This window comes from Granulicella sp. dw_53 (genome assembly GCF_018449545.1).
Taxonomy (GTDB): domain Bacteria; phylum Acidobacteriota; class Terriglobia; order Terriglobales; family Acidobacteriaceae; genus Edaphobacter.
Genome location: NZ_JAAVUR010000005.1, coordinates 179,908 through 199,278 on the forward strand (window position 1 = coordinate 179,908; position 19,371 = coordinate 199,278).

Here is a 19,371-nt window from a genome sequence, read left to right on the forward strand (position 1 = left end):
TGTTGCCAAAGGATCGGAAGGAGATTAGATGATCGAATGCGCCGAATTGGAAAATAAAGTGATCAGGAGTCTGAAGATCTTTCAGGAGCCCACTCCAGAAATACATATTGAGTTTGCCGATGGCACAATCTTTTCCGCTAGTCTGAACGCAACCTTGTCCGTCGACGCAAAGTGTATTCGCGACGAAGGCGGCGAACCAATAGTGCTAACTCAATACACCCCTGCAGTCTGAATGCTTATCGAATTGTCGCTTCTAGCCGCAAGGTCGGAGTTCTATGCCAGTCTTTGCAACTGGGATCCTTTATTCCGCAGAGCCCTCAGGTAGCTTCTGACGAAGCTGTTCACCAGCCTAGAATCATTGTCAGCTCGCAAAAATAGCGAAGTGTGCAGGACCAACTCCTCATCCCTAAGCGGGCGAAAGACGATCCCATCCTCCCGTGCTCGAAGGGCGGTCGATTGAGTAAGGAACGTGATGCAATCCTGTTCCAGAATCAACGGATACGCCTCCTGGGCAGTCAGAATGTGCTGCACTTCTTTGACGTTGATCCTCTGTCGACTGACGATCTCGAAGATTCTTTCGTACAGAATGGGATGGACCGTTTTGGAAAACACGGCCCAGCACTTGTCTGTGAGTTCCTGAAGCGCTACTGTCGCATTCAACGCGCGTGGATCATCTTCACTCAATGCGACATACAAGGGAGCGGATGTGAGTGGAGTGTTGGTTAGACTCCTTGGGGTTCCCGCCTCGGTCGCGATGGCGAAGTCCACTCTTCCGGTTGCGACCGATTGCACCAGGTCAAGCGAAAAACCGCTTTCGAGGTGTACCTTGACGATCGGGTACTGGGGAAGTTCTACCGTGAATAGCGCCGTGATCAGATCGGGGTCGGTATACGGAGTCCGGCCTACCGAGATGACTCGCTCGGCTCCATTCTCCGCAGCGCGTGCAAGATGGACCGCACGTTGCGCATGAAGGACAGCCAACCTTGCTTCGCGCAGAAATTCCTCGCCGGCCAGAGTAAGCGCAACGCGCCTCTTGTCTCGTTCGAACAGCGCGAACCCCAGATATTTTTCAAGCTCGCGGATTTGTTTTGTTAGTGCGGATTGGGTGATGTGTAGACGATTCGCAGCGCGCGTGTAGTTCAATTCATCGGCGAGTGCGATCACAGCCTCTTGAAAGCGAACTTCGACAGCGGTAGACATGAGACCCCTTTTCTCTGTTAGGAAGGGACGTTCACGTTCTGCCACGGGCATCCTCGTTTGCCCCGAGGCTTTAGATCGCCACATTTGCCTGTGGAAATCTCCCAGCCATTTTCCTCTTTTGTGAGGATTTCGTAAAGACCACCTGGATCCACGACTCCAGGAATCGAGCGAGGTCTCACATCACTGCGATTTCAGAGACGCATTATTTCGCGAGCTAAGCGTCGTTATTCCACAATGGAATGACACTCTCCCGAAATTTCATTGGACGATTGGGACTTGAAGCGCGACCCTCGCTTGTAAGAAAGGCAACGCAGCACTTGCGTGCAGAAGAGGAGTCATCATGTTCCACGAGAAGAAGCCACCGGCGAGTGCAGGAGGGCCAGATGGCCGTCCCCAAATCGACAGGGAGCTCTTGCTTGATAGCCATCAAGCGGCGGCCATTTTGAAGGTTCATCCGAGACTTGTGCATCGGGGCGAGATCGCCACCGTGCATGTAGGGAAGCTGTGGAGCTTCAGGGCATCGGCGCTTGCAGAATGGATCGACAGAGGACTTGCAAGCTAACGCTAAAAACATCGCAAAATCGGCCAATGGGATGCACAGTTGTTTACGAACAGTCTTGAGAGCCTGCCAAAGGCGTTAGGCCACGAGATTTCGCAGCAGCGCGCCTATAGGCCGGAGTATGCTATCGCTCACCCGAGCAGCAGATCACACCAGCGCTGGACAGAGAGGCGAGCATGGTTTGGAGTTGAGTCTTTGAAAACGTCCCAGTTGAGGGATGAGGCGTCATGGTAGGCAAATCACGGTAGCTCAAGACGGGGACGTTCAGAACACGCAAGAGAATCTTGTAGAGGAGATGAAACTATGTCGGCGGAATGGGACATTAATTTCGAGAGAGGCAAGGTTAAGTCGCGACAACGGGAGTACAGAGGGACAGAATTCAGGGATGGTCTCAAAAAGCTTCCCCAGCGGGTCACCGTGGCACCCGAAGACAAGCTGCTGGTGAGCCGTGAAGAGGCCGCTCAACTTCTGTCTATTAGCCAGCGTGGTCTTGACTACCTTGTGGCGTCGAAACGTTTGCCGATCCGGAGAATCGGAGGACGAGTTCTTATTCCCGTAGCCGACCTTCGGAAGTATGCTCGCTGTGATCATCCGGAACGAATCGTCGGCTGAAGCGGTGCGGCACACTTCATTTGCATGGGGGAACGATCACGTACGGTTAACCCGGATCACACCGATAACCTTGCGGATCAAGCTGCTCTTTTGCTGTTCAAAATGGATACAGCATTCTCTAGATGTCGTTGGTCCATGTGGGCATAACGCGCAGTCATCTGGATTGTTTTGTGGCCGGCGAGTTCCTGGATCGTCTTAAGGGGAACGCCAGCCTGGGCTAAACGGGAACAAAATGTATGCCTGTTGTCGTGCCAGCGGTAGTTTTTCACCTTGGCCTTTTTGAGCGTTTCAATCCACCACTTCTTGTTATCGCCGATCCCAAATATGGAATCCGAAGGAGCCTGATTGGGCATGTCTTCAGCGCGATTCTTGCGCGACAAGTCCATGGCAAGAAGCGCCCTAAATGCCCCATAGACATCGTCGTTCATAGGTATATAGCGAACTTCACCGTTTTTTGTCTCACGGACTGAAATGCGGCGACGCTCGAGATCCACGTCTGGCCTCTGAAGGCCATACTGCTCGCCCTTCCGCATACCTGTCCCAAGTGAAATAGTAAGCTCATGGATGCGATGCTCCAGCCGTTTCCGCATCTGCTTGTTCAACGTTGGGCAAGCGTCCACCGCATTCTGCAAGACCTTACGGATTCTTTCTTCTTCCTCCTCGCGCAGAAAGCGAATCACACCGTTGCCGATTTTTTTCTGTTTTACATCGCGAGCAGGATTCACTTGAACCTTGTCCCGTTCCTTGCCATAGCGGTATATGGACGAGAGCGTGACCTTAAGGCGATTGCGAGAAGCTGGAGCTAATGGTTTACCCGTCCTGTCATTTTTTACGGAGTCAAGCCAATCTGCGAGTTCAGGCGGCCTGATCGATGCAGCCACACGATCTCCGAACTCCCGCTTGATTAGGCCGATGCGGTAGACCGGATTCCTTTGGTCTTTGTACTCTTTCGGATTACGCTGGATATGGCGCAATAGGTCATCGCACAACTCGCTGACTGTGACCGAACCAGTGACGATCGGGGTGGCTCTCAGATCGTTAGCGGTCTGAGGTTTCTCTTTGGCTGTCTTTGGAATGTAGCCTTCTCGATCATCCCTGATCTTATGAATCGTGGCCAAATGAGCAATCGCCTTTTTCATGCCGGCCTTGTTGGGGCCAAAAGACTTCTTTACGCCAACGCCCTTGACCTTATAGCGGGCGTACCAGTAGCCATTGCGTTCATAAAGGCCAGGGAAATCCTCATGGGCGAACATTGAACCGATGGTCCTTGCTGTAAGGTTGGCAGCCACATCCACCTCCAAAATCTCGGCTTCAGAATACGCCAAAGTGGCACACCTTTGGTACACCACGGCCAAATTTTAATGCAGGATATTGCAACTGTTTTCAAAATCAGGAAGCATCACTAAGCCGAGTTATTACAAGGCATTAGACGCATCGGCCTGCAATCCTTCGAAGTGGAATGCAATGCCTTGAGCGCACTCCTAACGCGAAGGTCGCAGGTTGGACTCCTGCCCGGGCCACCACTCAAGTTATGACAACTACGTGGTTTATGTAGAGGGCTTGTTTTTGCTGTGGGTCCTAGGTATGTGCTGTTCTCGGCGCGTGGAGTGCGGAGTCGTCTTGTTGGCTCACCACGCTTAGGGTCAGACTAAACGCTATGGATAGGCGTTTGGTGTTGACACTCGGGGATAGTTCTCATAACCTTCATCAACCAAAGCAATCATTTTGATCGACTTTCGCAATCGCTCCGGGGAGATAGCTGGGATTATCCGGGGTGAATTAGATCACTTATTGAAATAAATCAAATGAGCCGCGTTTTTGCAATGCGGACGTTGCCGTAGTTTCTGGAGGTTCTGGATGCTTCGACGAGAGTTCTTGAGTTCTGGATTGAGCGCGGGACTTCTCTGTGGAGCCAGTGCTACGCCGGCGGGTGCGTTGGCTCGGGCGATGCTTTCTGCCGACTCTGCTTTGATGGAGATGGCGCCGGTTACCTGGAAGCCGATGGCTCTGGGGTTGCTGATCAAACCTGCACGCGATCCTGAGGGAACTATTGGACGGGTCAAGCAGCTTGGATTTTCTAACTGCTTTTTCTCGTTGGACGACTATCTGGGTAAGTACACGAAGGCTCTTGCCGAGCAGTTACACGGACTGCTCGATAAGTATAGGGTTACAGCGACTACGGCGGAAGTTGTTCAGCCTGGACCTTTGAAGTGGAACTTTACCGAGGGGCCTGCGACGATTGGCGTGGTCCCGCGGGCGACACGGACGGCGCGTGTGGACGCGTTGAAGCAGACCTCAGATTTTGCAAAGCTGCTTGGCATTCCGTATGTGCAGACGCATTGCGGGTTCATTCCTGAGGATCCTGCAGATCCGCTCTATGAAGAGACGGTGCTAACGATTCGCGGCCTTGCGGAGCACTGCGCGGGGAACGGTCAGTCTTTTCTGATGGAGACGGGGCAGGAGACTCCGACGACCATGTTGCGGGTTATTCGGGATGTGAACAATCCAAGTCTCGGAGTGGGGCTGGATACGGCTAACCTCATCTTGTACGGCAAGGCGAATCCTGTCGATGCGGTCGATATTCTTGGTCCGTATATCAAGAGCATGCATGCGAAGGACGGTCGATGGCCTACCGATCCGGCGAAGCTTGGGCAAGAGGTGGTGATTGGAGAGGGGCTGGTTGATTTCAAACAGGTCTTCGTCAAGCTCAAGAAGCTGGGTTATACAGGAGCGATTACTATCGAGCGTGAGACGTCGGGCCCGCAGCAGGTGGAAGATGTGAGGCGGGAGAAGATTTATCTCGAGCGCATCCTTTCGCAGATCTAGCTACAGGTTTGGTCACATATTTCGTCACAGGTCTGCAATGGTCAGGCTGGGAGAATCTAGGACATGGATCGAAGGAAGTTCATAACGAAGGCGGCGGCCGCTTCAGGACTTTTGATTTTGAAGTCGAAGACGGTGTTTGGGTATCAGGCCAACTCCGCTGTGCGTCTCGGGCTGCTTGGTTGCGGCAATCGCGGGACCTCGGTCGCCACCTCGTTTGCGAATAATACGGGCGCCCGCATCGTCGCGCTGGCGGATATCTTTCCTGACCAGTTGGCGAAGGGGAAGACTCACTTCGATGCGGTGAATGGCAAGCTTGGACATGGAGCGATCGATCCAAAGCTTATGTTTCGTGGGCATACTGCTTACCAGCAGCTTGCGGCTTCTTCTGAGGTGGATGCGGTTCAGATCTCGACGCCGCCCTGGTTTCATGTTGAGCATCTGGATGGCGTGGTGAGTGCGGGAAAGCATGCTTATTGCGAGAAGCCTGTGGGCGTCGATATTGCACAGACGGAGCGTGCGCTTGCCATTGCGAAGCGGGTAGACGGCAAGGTGAGCATGGATGTTGGGTTTCAGATTCGCAGCGCTCCGCCGTTTGTTGAGATTGTGCGTAGGATTCATGCGGGCCAGATCGGCAAGATCGCTGCGATCTCCGCGCACTACAACGCGCCTGCTTCGAGTTATCCGGATCGCACAGGCATGGCTGCGGATGAGCTCAGGTTGCGGGATTGGTTGTGGGACCGGACTCTCTCTGGAGATATCCTGCTGGAGCAGAATATCCATGTGATCGATGTTTGTAACTGGATCATGGGGGCTCCTCCGATCAAGGCCGTGGCGAAGAGCAGCCGCATGGCGGTCAAGCACTTCGGCAATACTTCGGATAACTATGAGGTGATCTTTACTTATCCGGGTGAGGTCGAGCTTAGCTTCTCCTCGACGCAGTTTGGGCATAACGGCTACTTCGATGTCGCAGAGCGGGTCTTCGGCGATGCGGGTATCGCCGAGGCGCCTTATTCCGGGCCGTTGCGCATTCTGGGGGCCGATCCGTGGACATGGGATGGAAGTGAAGCTCAGGATAATGCACCTGGCAAGTTCGCCGCGGACGGCGCGTTTACGAACAACCTGGCCCTCGCCGATCCTATGAAGGACCGCAGCTTTATCGAGAGCATTACTTCGGGTAAGTTTCATAACCAAATTGCGGCGGGTGTGGAGAGTGCACGCAGTTGCATGCTGGGCCGTCAGGCGGCGGTGTTGGGGCGCGAGCTCACCTGGAGCGAGATGATGAAGCACCCGGAGAAGTATTCGCTCAACATGGATGTGACGAAGTTCAACTAGAGGTTCTTGCAGCGATGGTTCGGTTGTGGAGGCGTTTTATGCGTGGGCCTCGATGTTCTCTCAAGCTATGACGTTCAATTTATTAGTAATGGAAGGAAAGTGTGAAGAGACGATCTTTCTTGAAGACGGCATCGGCGGCGACACTTATCTCGGCAGTCTCGCGGACTCTCCTGGCGGCTGCACCTAGTGGGCAACCACGGATCGCCTTCGGCGGCATCGGTATTGAGTCGAGCACGTATAGCCGCATTCGTGCGCGTATGGTGGATTTCAGCGTGCTTACCGGAGATGCGCTGACCGACTCGCAACGTTTTGCCTTCCTCAAGAAGTACCCCGTTCCTTTTCTTCCTACCGTGGTGGCTGCGGCTACGCCGGGTGGTCCTGTTGAGCGTGCGACGTATGACACCATTAAGGCAGATTTTCTGAAGCGGCTGAAGACGCTGCTTCCGTTGGATGGACTCTTCCTGCCTATGCACGGCGCCATGTTTGTCGATGGGATGGAGGATGCGGAGGGAGATTGGATGGAGGCGGCGCGCAAGGTGGTGGGACCTGATTGCCTTCTGTCGGCCAGCTACGATCTTCACGGCAACGTCAGTCAACGCGTCATCGATAACATCGATATGTTTTCGGCGTTCCGCACGGCGCCGCATATCGACCGCGAAGAGACGATGCAACGCTCCTGCGCGATGTTGATGCACTGCATTGAGAAGCGCATTCGTCCGACGCTTGTTTGGGCGCCTATTCCTGTCCTCATGCCGGGCGAACGGAGCAGCACTACCTGGGAGCCGGGGCAACGTCTCTGGGCACAACTGCCGAAGCTGAATATGGAACCGGGGATCCTCGATGTCTCTCTGTTGGTCGGTTATGTGTGGGCCGATGAGCCTCGTTCCTCGGCGAGCGCGGTTATCACAGGGACGGCGGTGGCGACGGAGAAGAAGATCGCGGTTTCACTGGCGCAACAGTATTGGGATGCGCGCAAGGAGTTTCAGTTTGGCACCGAGACGGGAACGATTGATTACTGCATCGAGCGTGCGATGAAGGCTACGACGCATCCGGCGATTCTGGCTGACTCGGGCGACAATCCGACTGGCGGCGGTACGAGTGATCGTGCAGAGGTGCTTGAGGCGCTGCTTCGCTACAAGGCGCAGAACACGGTCTTCGCCGGGATCACCGATCAACCTGCTGCAGACAAATGTTATGCCGCAGGCGTTGGAGCTTCGCTGCCCCTTTCGATTGGCGGGACGCTCGATCCACTTGGCAGCAGGCCGGTTAAAGCGAACGCCAAGGTGGTGTTTCTAGTGCCAACCAAAGATCCGTTGGAGCGGGAGGCGGTGGTTCAGATCGAGGGGATTACGTTGGTGCTCTCGGCCAAGCGTAGACCCTACCATGACATCGCGGACTTTACGCGGCTGGGGCTGAAGCCCGATACCTACAAGATTATTGTCGTTAAGTCGGGGTATCTGTCACCGGAGCTCGCCCCGCTTGCAAACCCAAGCCTGATGGCGCTGTCGGATGGTTCGATCAACCAGGACATCGTTCATCTGCCGGCGAACAAGCGCCGAATTCCTTCCTATCCGTTCGTCGCGGATCTTACCTTTACTCCCAAGGCGATTGTCTCTGCTCGCGCGCCGGCCTGATCCCTGCCATGAGATGGTGTTAGAGGCTGCTGTGGAGATACGTCATGATGCGTTGTAAGACACTGTCGAAGTTCTATGATGTTCGAGTCGCTCTGCGGTTCTCGATCCGGGGAGCCGTCTTATTTGTAGCGCTCGTGGTTGCGAGTTTTCATGGGCGAGCATTTGCACAGGACTCTGCGAACCGAACCGCCAAATCCAGTGCGCATACGACGTGGAGTGACTATGGAGGCTCTGCGGATGGTGCGCAGTACTCGGCGCTGCGTCAGGTGAGTCGCTCCAACGTCAACAAGCTGCAAGTAGCGTGGACTTATCCCATTGGAGACGATAGGAAGTACTCATTCAATCCGCTGGTTGTGGATGGGGTGATGTATGTTCTGGCTAAGAAGAACAATATCGTTGCGTTGAACGCTGCTACGGGCAGGGAGATGTGGACTCACCCGACCGATTCGAGTACAACTCTGATCACCAATCGCGGGATTAATTACTGGGAGAGCAGCGATCGGTCTGACCGGCGCTTGCTCTTTGCACTCAATAACTCGCTTCAGGCAATTGATGCGCGGACGGGGCAGTCCGTTACGAAGTTTGGCGTGAATGGCCATGTGGATCTGCGCGAGGGATTAGGACGCGATCCGAGGAGTCTCACGTTAGTGCAGTCTTATAACCCTGGGCGCATCTTTGGTGACTTGTTAATTCTGGGTTCCGCGACGAACGAGGAGTACGATTCGGGTCCTGGCGATGTTCGCGCCTATAACGTTCGGACGGGCGCCCTCGCCTGGACCTTTCATACGATTCCACATCCTGGCGAGGTTGGGTATGAGACGTGGCCGAAGGATGCATGGAAGACTGTGGGGGGAGCCAACTCGTGGAGCGGGATGGCGCTGGATGAGAGGCGCGGCATTGTCTATATTCCGACGGCGAGCCCTAAGTACAACTTCTATGGAGGGAATCGGCCGGGAGCGAATTTGTTTGGCGACTGTCTGCTTGCGCTGAATGCTCGGACTGGAAAACTTATCTGGTACTTCCAGATGGTTCATCACGATATCTGGGATTATGACAACGGGACGACTCCGATGCTGGCCACGGTTCGGCATAACGGCAAGATGGTTGATGTTGTGGCTCAGGCGGGCAAAGTAGGGTTCGTGTGGGTGTTCGATCGTGTGACGGGAAAGCCGCTTTGGCCTATTGAGGAGAGACCTGAACCTAAGTCGGATGTTCCGGGAGAGGAGACGTTTCCTACGCAGCCGTTTCCTTCAAAGCCACCTCCGTTTGCGCGTCAGGCGTTTACGGTGGCTGATCTGAGTCCTTTCCTCGAGCCGGCTGAGCGATCACGACTAGAGGAAGAGATGCGGGGTGCTCGTAATCAAGGGCTCTTCACGCCACCAGGGCTGGGCAACACTGTCGAGATGCCAGGGAACAATGGTGGTGCGAACTTTGGTGGCTCGGCGATCGATCCTGCGAACGGAAACTTGTACGTCGTGTCTAAGGACCTGCCTTCAATGCTTAAGCTCGAGCTGGCGAAGGAGATTGTGCGTGGGGGTTCTGCGGAGGCCCAGGGGCGGTCGATCTTCGAGGCGAACTGCAGTCTGTGTCATGGTGCGAAGCTTGAAGGGAGACCGCCGGCGATTCCTTCGTTGATTGGTGTGGGGTCGAGGTTGCCGGGGGATCGGATCGGAGGCATTGTGAGGCATGGACAGGGGCCGATGCCGTCCTTTGCTAAGTTGTCGGATGCGGATCTGCATTCGTTACTGGCTTACCTTTCGCGTCCGGATCTTGCGCCCGCGGCTGATACAGCCTCGAATGCTACAGCTACGAAGCCTGCCGCTGTTGATCCATTGACCACACACTACAAGAGTGGCTTTGGATTTATGTTCGCTAGCAGCGGTCTTCCTGTTATTTCGCCGCCGTGGACTTCTTTGACGGCTTATGACTTGAACTCGGGTACTATCCGGTGGAAGATTCCTTTAGGCGAGGTTCCGGAGTTAGCGGCTAAGGGGTTCAAAGATACCGGGTCCCAATTTCCGAAGGTGAATCCAGTGGTTACTGCTGGAGGGCTGATCTTTACCGGTACGCGCGATCGCAAGGTGCGCGCTATCGATTCGGCGAGTGGAAAGGTGCTGTGGGAGGCTGAGGTAGATGCTGCTGTTGAGGGAATGCCCGCGGTGTATGAGGTAGGTGGGAGGGAGTACATCGTGTTTTGTGCTGCCGCACAAGCGACTACCTACACGCATAACGTTCCTGGGCATCCGGCTTCTCAGGCTCCGATTCCTGGGGCTTATGTTGCGTTTGCCTTGCCTGACGCATCTGCCAGGCATGAGTGATTTACGTATCGTGATTGGTTACAATTAGAGTGATGTCAGGTATTCGAAGGCGGCGATCGATGCAGCGCTGCGTGGCAGGAAGCCCGGCTCTGCATCCATGAATAAGATTTGAGTCGATCCGAGGAAGCGGGGGAGGATGTTGTTTTCGATCGTCTGCCGAATTGCCGTTCGGAAGACACCGTTTTCAAAGCCCTCCATGTCGGTGAAGAGGATGCACTGGGGGTTGTTGATGTGGACCAGGTAGGCTATGCCAGCGCCTAGCGTTGCTCCGGCGGTGCGGAGGAGCCGGCTTGCCTCTGTGTTACCTTGTACGGCTAACACCTCGAGGTCGCGCATGCCGTTTATGGAGAGGCCGCATGCTTTGGCTGCAGCACGAAGCGCGAACCCACCGGCGATGGTCTCGAGGCAGCCATTGCGTCCGCAGTGGCAGAGTGCGCCCTTGGGATCGATGGTGATGTGGCCGATTTCGCCTGCGCCACCGTCGTGTCCGCGATAGAGCATGCCGTGCATGTAGTGGGCAGAGCCGATGGAGCGGCCAAGAATAATGCTTGTGAAGTTGAGGTAGTCGCGGGCGCGGCCGAAGAACTTTTCACCGACGGCGGCGGCGTTCGCGTCGTTGTCGACCCATGCGGGGAGTTTCAAGGCTGTGCCGATGAGCTCTGAGATTGGTACGTCTCGCCAGTTGAGAGCCGCTGAGTAGCGGCAGATGCCTAGATCCGAGTTCACGATACCGGCGACAGCGATGCCGACGCCACGTACTCGGCTGCGGGGGATTGCTGCATCGCGGAGGAGGGTCGTGTAGTTCTTGCGGACCGCGGCTGTAACTTCGGCAGGTGTTTTGCAAAATGGAATTGTCTGCCGCGCGAGGATGTGACCTTGTAGGTCAGTGACGACCATGAGGGTTGCTACCTCGGAGATGCTGATTCCAACGAAGTAAGAGTGAGATGACTGAAGACGGAGCTGTACGGAGGGTCTGCCCCGTTTGCCTGTCTGGGGTAGCAGTAACTCGACAAGTAGTCCTTGTTGCAGAAAGTTCTGGCTAACTTCCGTAATCGAAGCGGGACTAACACCGGTAATCTCGGCGAGTTCGGAGCGTGAAAGCCGTTCGTGTTGCAGGAGCGCAGCAATTGTCGCGCTTCTAGCTGACCGTAAGTACGGGTTCAACGGGGTTTCCTCCTGGATGTTACTGCTCGGGTATTTCAGGATGACTGGCTCCGGCTATAAAAACCAGCAAAAAGTGACTATATGCTTGACGCTATTCCGTGTGCCGCATATGATCCACCTACCGAAACGTTCTCCAAAGATTTAGTTCTACATCGTAGCGCGCCCCGCAACAGAACTGGACTTTATTTTTTTACTTAGTAAATAAATACGTCAGCCTGAAGCAGGGAAGCGCCAGATTTGTAGTTGTTCCGAGTCATCCGAGCATCAGGACTCGGAGGTGACACATTGTCTCGTTCGGCTGAGAAGTAGAACTTCGTAACGAGATTAAGCACAAAGTTACGGAGACGTTGTTCTACCGTCGGACAGCACTTAGGCCCAGTTTGGTGTGACACGAAGTGATCGGATAACTACAAAGAAGCCTGTGGACTTACAGGTACAACAACATCTGCTGCAGAACCTAGGAGGCCTGTACATGAAGAACTCTTCGAAGAATCATATGTGTACGGAGATCGTAACTGGATCGGATAGAAGCAGCGCGCGCCTTGGATTTGCTAGATGCCTGAGGCAGTGCATCGTCTGGGGTGTCCTTGCATGCGCGGCACTTTCGGGCGTGCCGCTGCTTGCGCAGAGCACTACTGCGGATGTGGTTGGTACTGTGACGGACATCAGCGGTGCTGTGGTCCCGAATGCAACGGTTCAATTGACGGATATTGAAACCCACGAGACGCGTACGGCGACCTCTGGATCTTCAGGGGAGTACACCTTTACTTTGTTGAAGCCAAGCCGCTACTCGCTCACAGCGAAGGCTCCTGGATTCAGCTCGTTCCAAATATCTTCGTTCGGATTGGCGGCAGGGGACCGCGCCCGTGAAGACTCGCACCTGACGGTGGGCTCCGAAGGCGACGTGGTTACGGTTGAGGCGGCTGCCCCGGCACTCCATACGGACACCGCTGCGCTCATCACCACTGTCACGGAGAAGCAGACGCAGGAGCTGCCGCTCAACGGCCGTAACTACATCAACCTAGTGCAGCTTACGCCTGGAGCCACGGAAGGGCTGAACAACGGTCTCGCCAGTGGCAACCGGCCCGATGATCGCCGCCAGACCTCTTCGGTCTCGGTCAACGGCCAGGCCGATGTTATCAACAACCAGTTGATTGATGGCATGGACAATAATGAGCGCGTCATCGGCTCCATTGGAGTACGTCCCTCTGTTGATGCCATCCTAGAGGTCAGCGTGCAGACCAACGTCTTCACCGCTGAGGTGGGCCGCACCGCTGGCGCCGCCATCAACGTGATCACCAAGTCTGGCAGTAATACGCTCCATGGCTCTATCTACGAGTTCTTCCGCAACGACGTGCTGAATGCGAATCCGTTCAAGTTTGGTGCGGCGATTCCGAAGCCGAAGTACCGCCAGAACCAGTTTGGCGGCAGCCTTGGCGGACCCATCTGGAGGAATCGTACCTTCTTCTTTGCCGACTACGAAGGCCTCAACATCGTCCGCAACCTGAACCCGACGACGACGACTGTACCCACTCTTTTTGAGCGCCAGAACGTCGGTAACTTCACGGACAGTTGCACGGTTGTTGCAGGAGTACGGACCTGCACGCAGACGAATCCAACCGTAACTGCTATTGATAGAGTGGGACTTCAGTACTTCAACCTGTTCCCGCTGCCGACCAATAATCTGACTGCCGGTAACTACATTGGAACGCCACGCAACACGCAGTTCGCCAAGACGGCCGACGGCCGCATCGACCATCGTTTCTCTGATGGCGACTCAGTCTATCTGCGTTACACCTATAACTCTGCGGATACCAATATCGGCAGTCTCTTCCCGCTGGTGAATTCGGCTGCCGGGAGTATCTTCCCGGGCGGCAATCTCGGTAGTTATCCCGGCCCTGCCGTTGCGCGTGCGCATCAGGCGCAGTTGAACTATATCCACACCTTTACGCCGAGTGTCCTCGTTGAACTGAAGGCGGGCTACACGTTGCTGGACAACGCGCAGTTTCCGCTGAACTTCGGCAACAACATCAACACGGCCTTCGGCCAGCCCAATATCAACGTGGATACCCGCACGGCTGAGCTCTCCGCGGTGACGGTGACTCAAGGCGCCAACCTTGGCAATCGTCCTCCCATCATTTATCACGAGAATACCTTTCAGTACGAAGGCATGGTCACTTACATTCGCGGCAAGCAGACGATCAAGATCGGCGCTGGCGTCATCCGCCGCCAAGGCAAGACCACGCAGACCGATACCGCCAATGGAAACTGGACCTTCCAGGACTTCTCTACGCTGCTCTCTGGAGACTATGTCAACGGCGGCCGCAACTCCATCCTGTACACGCCGCATAACTTTACCTGGGAGCCGCATGGCTTTGTCCAGGACGATGTCCACCTTACGACGAACCTGACGGTGAATCTCGGTGTCCGTTACGATCTGTTTACTCCGTACGTCGAGAAGAACAATATCCTGTCGAACTTCGACACGACACAGGGAATTATCGTGGTCGCGGGGCAGAATGGCGCTTCGAGGACAGGTAATGTCCGTACCGACTATAGCAACGTTGCTCCGCGTGTCGGCTTTGCCTATACGCCTCTTCCGAAGACGGTAGTACGTGGCGGCTTCGGCATTACCTATGCTCCGGAGAACATGACCTCGGGCGCCGCACTGGTCAACCAACCCTTTACTGCGACCTTCGGTCCCTTCACGCCGGGGCAGGCTGTCACTGCCCCGAACGGTGGTCCGCAGTTCGCCAAGTTCGCCGGCGGACTGCCGTCCCCTACCGTTAACAGCGCGACCAACCCGAGCGGTAGCGTCACGGCTGCACTAGATCCGAAGTTCCGCTCTACCTACATCGAACAGTTCAACCTAACGGCAGAGCGGGAGTTTGCGGGCTTCGTCGGCAGCGTTTCCTATGTGGGTGAACTTGGCCGCCACGTCGGCTACTACCTGTCGGACTACAACACTGTTACGCCGTCGATCTGTACCTTCACGTCGACAGCCCCGGGATGTCCCGCAAATTACAACTTCAACAACTTCCGCCGCTTTCATGCGACGGTTCCCAATGTCACCAGTATCCCGCTCCTTACTAGCAATGCGATCTCGAACTATCACGCGATGCAGGCTGTGTTGAAGCGCCGGTACAGCAAGGGACTCGACCTGCAGGTGACCTATACGCTGGCTCGCCTGCTGGATGACGCTGAGACCATCTCCAACAACGGCGGCAATGGTTTCGGCTCCCTCGCAGAGAACATTCCCACGCTGGAGTACGGCAACGGCAACCTCGATGTGCGTCACCGCTTTACCCTCACCTTCAACTACACTCTGCCCTTTGGGAAGGGGACTCACGGCTTCGTTGGTACATTGGTTAAAGGATGGCAGGCGAATGGCATCACGGTTTGGAACACCGGCATGCCGTTCTCTGTGACCAACGCGAATAACCGCTCGGGTACGCGTCCCAGCACCACTAACTCGGACCGTCCCAATCAGACCGGCTCCGGCAAGGTGGATCACCCGACGATCGCACGCTGGTTCAATACCGGCGACTTTGTCCCCCAGCAGTTGGCCACCTTCGGCAATCAGCGGCGCAACCAGCTCTATGGCCCTGGCCTGCAGCGTGTGGACCTGTCGGTATTCAAGAACTTCGACCTCTCCGAGCGCCTGAAGCTGGAGTTCCGTACCGAGGCCTTCAACGTGCTCAATACCGCACAGTTCGCCAATCCGACCGCCTCGCTTGGCAATGCGCTGAACGGTCAGATCACCGCCACCTCCCTTGCCTATAACCCGCGATTGATTCAGTTCGCAGCGCGATTGAAGTTCTAATACTGATCCTAGGGCGACTCGTTATGAGTCGCCCTTCTTTTCGTTGTCCTCAGGGCAGCGGCGTCGAGTTGTTGAAGGTCGGAATCGATACTTGTTTTCTAAGGAGTTCGTGCGATGAGTCTAAGCAATGGAGTACGCGGTAATCTGGATCGACGGAAGTTTTTGCAGGGCGCCGGTGGAAGCCTGGTGGCAGGTCTCATGATCGACTCCTTGAGCAGCAGCGCCGAAGCTCAATCTGTTACCCCCGAATCCATCGTCCATGCTGGTGCTTCTCGTCCACTCACAGACAAGGAGAAGGTGGCCCGCATCGCCTCTAATAGCTACCCGATTCGTTACATCTTCAAGACCCATGGCAATATCGGCGAGAAGGATACTGTCGCCCAGATGAAGAAGAAGTATGGCGAGATCACCATGCTCGATTATCCGGAGTTTACCAAGAAGACTTTCCCTGGAGTCTACAAGATGGATCTATGGTCCAGTCTGTTCGGCGATGCGGAGGATGACAGCCAATACGTCAAGAGCACGATTGTGGGTTATGACGGGACGAACCGGACGGTGTCGGAGTTTGATCCGTCCAGCGCTTCCGGCAGGAAGTGGCTGGAAAAGATGGCTAACAAGCAAGTCACTACCGGAACGCAGTGTCACCATATCTCAAACAATGCACCACGAGATATCTGCGAGTTGGATCCGGAGAAGCGCAAGGTGGGTGTCGAGGTGGCTAAGAAGTGGCTGGATGGCGCCGCGATACTTGGCGCGAAATCGATGCGTGTGAACAGTGGTGGGCCGAGAATTGCACCGAGTCCACTTCCGAATGCAAGCAGTTATCCGAAGAATAATTCGATCGAACAGTATCTGGCTAATTGCATTGAGTCTTTCAAAGAGATGGCAGATTACGGCGGCAAACTCGGAGTCAAAGTGACTTTGGAGAACCACTGGGGCCTGACGGCGAACCCGATCAACATCAAGATTATTATTGAGGAAGTGAATAATCCCTTTTGTGAGGCGTCTCCTGATTTCTGTAACTGGGAGCATAAGTATCTTATGTACCATGCGCTGCAGGATCTGGCCCCTTATGCCCACACCACAGTGCATGCAAAGTACTGGGATCGTTGGGATCAGCCGGATGTTCAACGGAACGTAAGAATTATGTTGAATAATAACTACACAGGAGTCTTTGCCCTGGAGTATGAAGCTGGTCCGTGGGATGGGATTGAAGGTGCACAGCATCTCTATCGCGAAGTGATGGCAGCGCTATAGCGAGCGATTAGGATAGATTGGTACTTCGCAAAGCAGAGTACAGGTTGCTTGAGGTTGAGGGGGTTCATGCGTTTCAAGACTCGTTCGTTGATCAGGGTTATGGTGGTGCTCTTGGTGAGCTCCATGACCTGGATCTTGGCGCAACAGCCTGAGGCTGGAAGGGCAAGCGAGCAGCAGGAGGCTGCGGGATTCGTGCCGGGACAGAAGCGGGTACAGATCGATCCTGCACAGGTGGCCCGCGGTAAGACTCTTTTCGGAATCAACTGCCAGGCGTGCCATGGGCAGGATCTGCGGGGCGGGGATTTGGGTGGTCCTAATCTGCTGCGTTCTCAGGTGACTCTGAGCGACAAGGATGGAGAATTAATCGTCCCCGTTATTCAGGGATCCCGCCAGGCAATGGGTATGCCGGCGATCGGGCTGAACATGGAGGACTCAAAGATCGTAGCCGCTTATATTCGCAGTGTTATCGGAACGATCGGCAGGCAAGGTGCGCCGCCAGGAAAGCAAAAGCCTCCTACGATTGTGGTCGGCAATGCGGGCGATGGGCGCGCCTATTTCATTTCAAATTGTGGGAAGTGTCACTCTGCTGAAGGCGACTTGCAGGGGGTTGCCTCGCGAATCACCGATCCGAAGGTGCTTCAGACTGCCTGGCTGCAGGGCGGTAGCCTTGCCGAGGCTCACGAAGGGGCGTTGGTCAAAGCCACGATTACTCTCCCGACCGGAGAGAAGGTGGACGGGACATTGGTTCGGGCCGATGATTTTCTCGTTACTGTAAAGCTAAGAGATAGTACGATCCGCACCTTTCGCAGGGACGGCAACGTGCAGGTGACTCTTCTCGATCCGCTGAAGGCCCATAAGGATTTGTTGCCGCTGTATACGGACAAAGATGTTCACGATATAACTGCTTACCTGGTTACGCTGAAATGATTCGAAAGTGCATGCTGCTCGTAGTTTCGCTTCTACTATTGCCGATCTCATTGATCGCGCAGGGTGGTGTCGTGGCGCCCGAAGATCTGCTTAAACCATTGGAGGACTCTTGGCCGACCTATAACGGCGATTACACTGGCAGACGTTACAGCGCCTTGACCCAGGTGAACCGTGCGACGGTCAAGCAGTTGACGCTGGGATGGATGTCGCAGATGAGCCCGGGAGTTGATGCTCCTAAGCCAAATGGTGGCGATCAACGGCGTGGCAGTCGTGATGTCGTGCGCTCGATCGTCGGGGGTGAGGGCCCGGGCGATATCTCGATCAGAGGCGGCTCCATCAAAGGGTCGGTGTTGGAGGTGGATGGTACGTTGTATGTCACCATGCCGGATAATGCCTGGGCCCTTGACGCGCGTGATGGGCGCCAGTTATGGCATTACTTCTGGAAGACGAGAGGTGGCACGCATATCGGCAACCGGGGCTTCGGTATGTGGAAGGGCTATTTGTTTATGGAGACGCCGGACGATTACCTCGTCTCTCTCGATGCCAAGACAGGCACGGAGCGCTGGCACAAACCTATCGCCGACTTGAACCAGGGTTACTTCGCAACGCCGGCTCCTATCGTGGTTGGAGATCATGTTCTGGTGGGCGTTGGCAATGACATCGATTCGCCGGGGTTTCTGCAATCCTTCGATGCTGAAACAGGCGACCTGCAGTGGAAACACTATACGGTGCCAATGCAGAAGGGCGACCCGGGGGAGAGCAGTTGGGCGAGTCTGGATGCGGCACGGCATGGCGGCGCGCAGACGTGGATTACGGGAGCGTACGACCCCGAGACAAAGCTTTATATCTTCGGGACAGGTAATCCGACGCCTGCTTATACTACCGGCGTACGAGGTGACAAAGACAACCTCTTCACTTGTTCGTTAGTCGCGGTGAACGTCGATACTGGTAAGATGGCCTGGTACTATCAGACCTCTCCACATGACATGCACGACTATGATTCGGCGCAAACCCCGGTGCTGGTGGATGGCATGTTCCAAGGCAAGATGCGGAAGATGGTTCTGACGGCCGCACGGAATGGGTACTACTTCACCTTGGACCGTGTTACGGGCGAGCCTCTTGTGACAAGCAGATATGGCTTGACGACGAACTGGGCGAAGGGCTTTACCCCTACGGGCGCTCCTCTGCACGATCCCACGAAGGACGCCACGGTCGGAGGGTCGTTGGTGTCGCCGAATTCCAGCGGGACGGTGAACTGGCAGCCCCCTGCTTTCTCCCCGGAGACAGGCCTGCTGTATGTGTATGAGGTCAACTCGTTTTCGATCTTCTATCTGACGGATTTGGATCCGCGTGGTTCGATGGGGTTAGGTGGAAAAGAAGAGGCACAGATTGGCTCAGCCGGGAGTTACCTGACTGCAATCGACTATCAGACAGGCAAAGCTGCATGGCGACATCGTTACTTCGGCGGCGGTGCCAGCGGTGGGGTGCTGGCAACAGCAGGTGGATTGGTATTTTCTGGTGATGGCTCGGGGAGTCTTGTCGCGCATGACGCGGCCACCGGCGACCCTCTGTGGCACACTCGCGTCGGACAGGTTACGAATGCGCCACAGACTTACATGTTAGACGGCCACCAATATGTTATTTGCGCAACGGGCGACATGCTTTGGTCCTTCTTACTTTATTAGGGTAGAAGATCGTTGGCGCTGTAAGGCATGAAAG

At 55.3% G+C, this 19,371-nt stretch carries 11 protein-coding genes; 8 read left to right on the forward strand and 3 right to left on the reverse strand.

Going from position 1 to position 19,371, the window contains the following annotated elements; genetic code table 11:
* Positions 1-273 precede the first annotated feature (273 nt).
* Together HB393_RS09840 and HB393_RS09850 are read right to left on the reverse strand one after the other, a co-directional pair.
* Entirely contained in the window at positions 274-1,200 is a 927-nt protein-coding gene (locus HB393_RS09840; RefSeq protein WP_213804995.1) for a LysR family transcriptional regulator, read from the reverse strand.
* A gap of 1,248 nt (positions 1,201-2,448) precedes the next feature.
* Complete coding sequence (locus tag HB393_RS09850) at positions 2,449-3,696, reverse strand: site-specific integrase (protein ID WP_213804997.1); 1,248 nt, start codon at positions 3,694-3,696, stop codon at positions 2,449-2,451.
* A gap of 532 nt (positions 3,697-4,228) precedes the next feature.
* Here HB393_RS09850 and HB393_RS09855 point away from each other — a divergent pair.
* The 4 genes from HB393_RS09855 (at position 4,229) to HB393_RS09870 (ending at position 10,481) form a co-directional block, all read left to right on the forward strand.
* Positions 4,229-5,197 (forward strand): sugar phosphate isomerase/epimerase family protein, encoded by a 969-nt coding sequence (locus HB393_RS09855; protein ID WP_213804998.1) that lies wholly within the window; start codon positions 4,229-4,231, stop codon positions 5,195-5,197.
* 63 nt (positions 5,198-5,260) lie between these two features.
* Positions 5,261-6,529, forward strand: a complete 1,269-nt coding sequence (locus HB393_RS09860; RefSeq protein WP_213804999.1) for a Gfo/Idh/MocA family oxidoreductase — start codon at positions 5,261-5,263, stop codon at positions 6,527-6,529.
* 101 nt (positions 6,530-6,630) lie between these two features.
* On the forward strand, positions 6,631-8,163 hold the full coding sequence (locus HB393_RS09865; protein WP_213805000.1) for a M81 family metallopeptidase: 1,533 nt from the start codon (positions 6,631-6,633) through the stop codon (positions 8,161-8,163).
* Positions 8,164-8,207: 44 nt separating this feature from the next.
* The gene (locus HB393_RS09870) at positions 8,208-10,481 is read left to right on the forward strand and encodes a PQQ-binding-like beta-propeller repeat protein (RefSeq protein ID WP_255550953.1); all 2,274 of its coding nucleotides are present in this window, start codon (positions 8,208-8,210) and stop codon (positions 10,479-10,481) included.
* Between the two features lie 24 nt (positions 10,482-10,505).
* On the opposite strand, the gene HB393_RS09875 is transcribed toward HB393_RS09870, so the two are convergent.
* Positions 10,506-11,645 carry an ROK family protein gene (locus tag HB393_RS09875; RefSeq protein ID WP_213805001.1) on the reverse strand — a complete coding sequence of 380 codons (1,140 nt, stop codon included), beginning with the start codon at positions 11,643-11,645 and terminating at the stop codon, positions 10,506-10,508.
* Positions 11,646-12,117: 472 nt separating this feature from the next.
* Between HB393_RS09875 and HB393_RS09880 the strand changes: the two genes are divergently transcribed.
* The 4 genes from HB393_RS09880 to HB393_RS09895 all read left to right on the forward strand — a co-directional run bounded on the left by HB393_RS09880 (position 12,118) and on the right by HB393_RS09895 (position 19,337).
* Positions 12,118-15,468, forward strand: a complete 3,351-nt coding sequence (locus tag HB393_RS09880; RefSeq protein WP_255550954.1) for a carboxypeptidase regulatory-like domain-containing protein — start codon at positions 12,118-12,120, stop codon at positions 15,466-15,468.
* Positions 15,469-15,582: 114 nt separating this feature from the next.
* Positions 15,583-16,725: a TIM barrel protein gene (locus HB393_RS09885; protein ID WP_213805002.1), complete on the forward strand. Its 1,143-nt coding sequence runs from the start codon at positions 15,583-15,585 to the stop codon at positions 16,723-16,725.
* A gap of 123 nt (positions 16,726-16,848) precedes the next feature.
* A complete protein-coding gene (locus HB393_RS09890) occupies positions 16,849-17,652 on the forward strand; it encodes a c-type cytochrome (protein WP_213805003.1) in 804 nt (267 codons plus the stop codon).
* Positions 17,653-17,663: 11 nt separating this feature from the next.
* Complete coding sequence (locus HB393_RS09895) at positions 17,664-19,337, forward strand: acido-empty-quinoprotein group A (RefSeq protein WP_255550955.1); 1,674 nt, start codon at positions 17,664-17,666, stop codon at positions 19,335-19,337.
* Positions 19,338-19,371 lie beyond the last annotated feature (34 nt).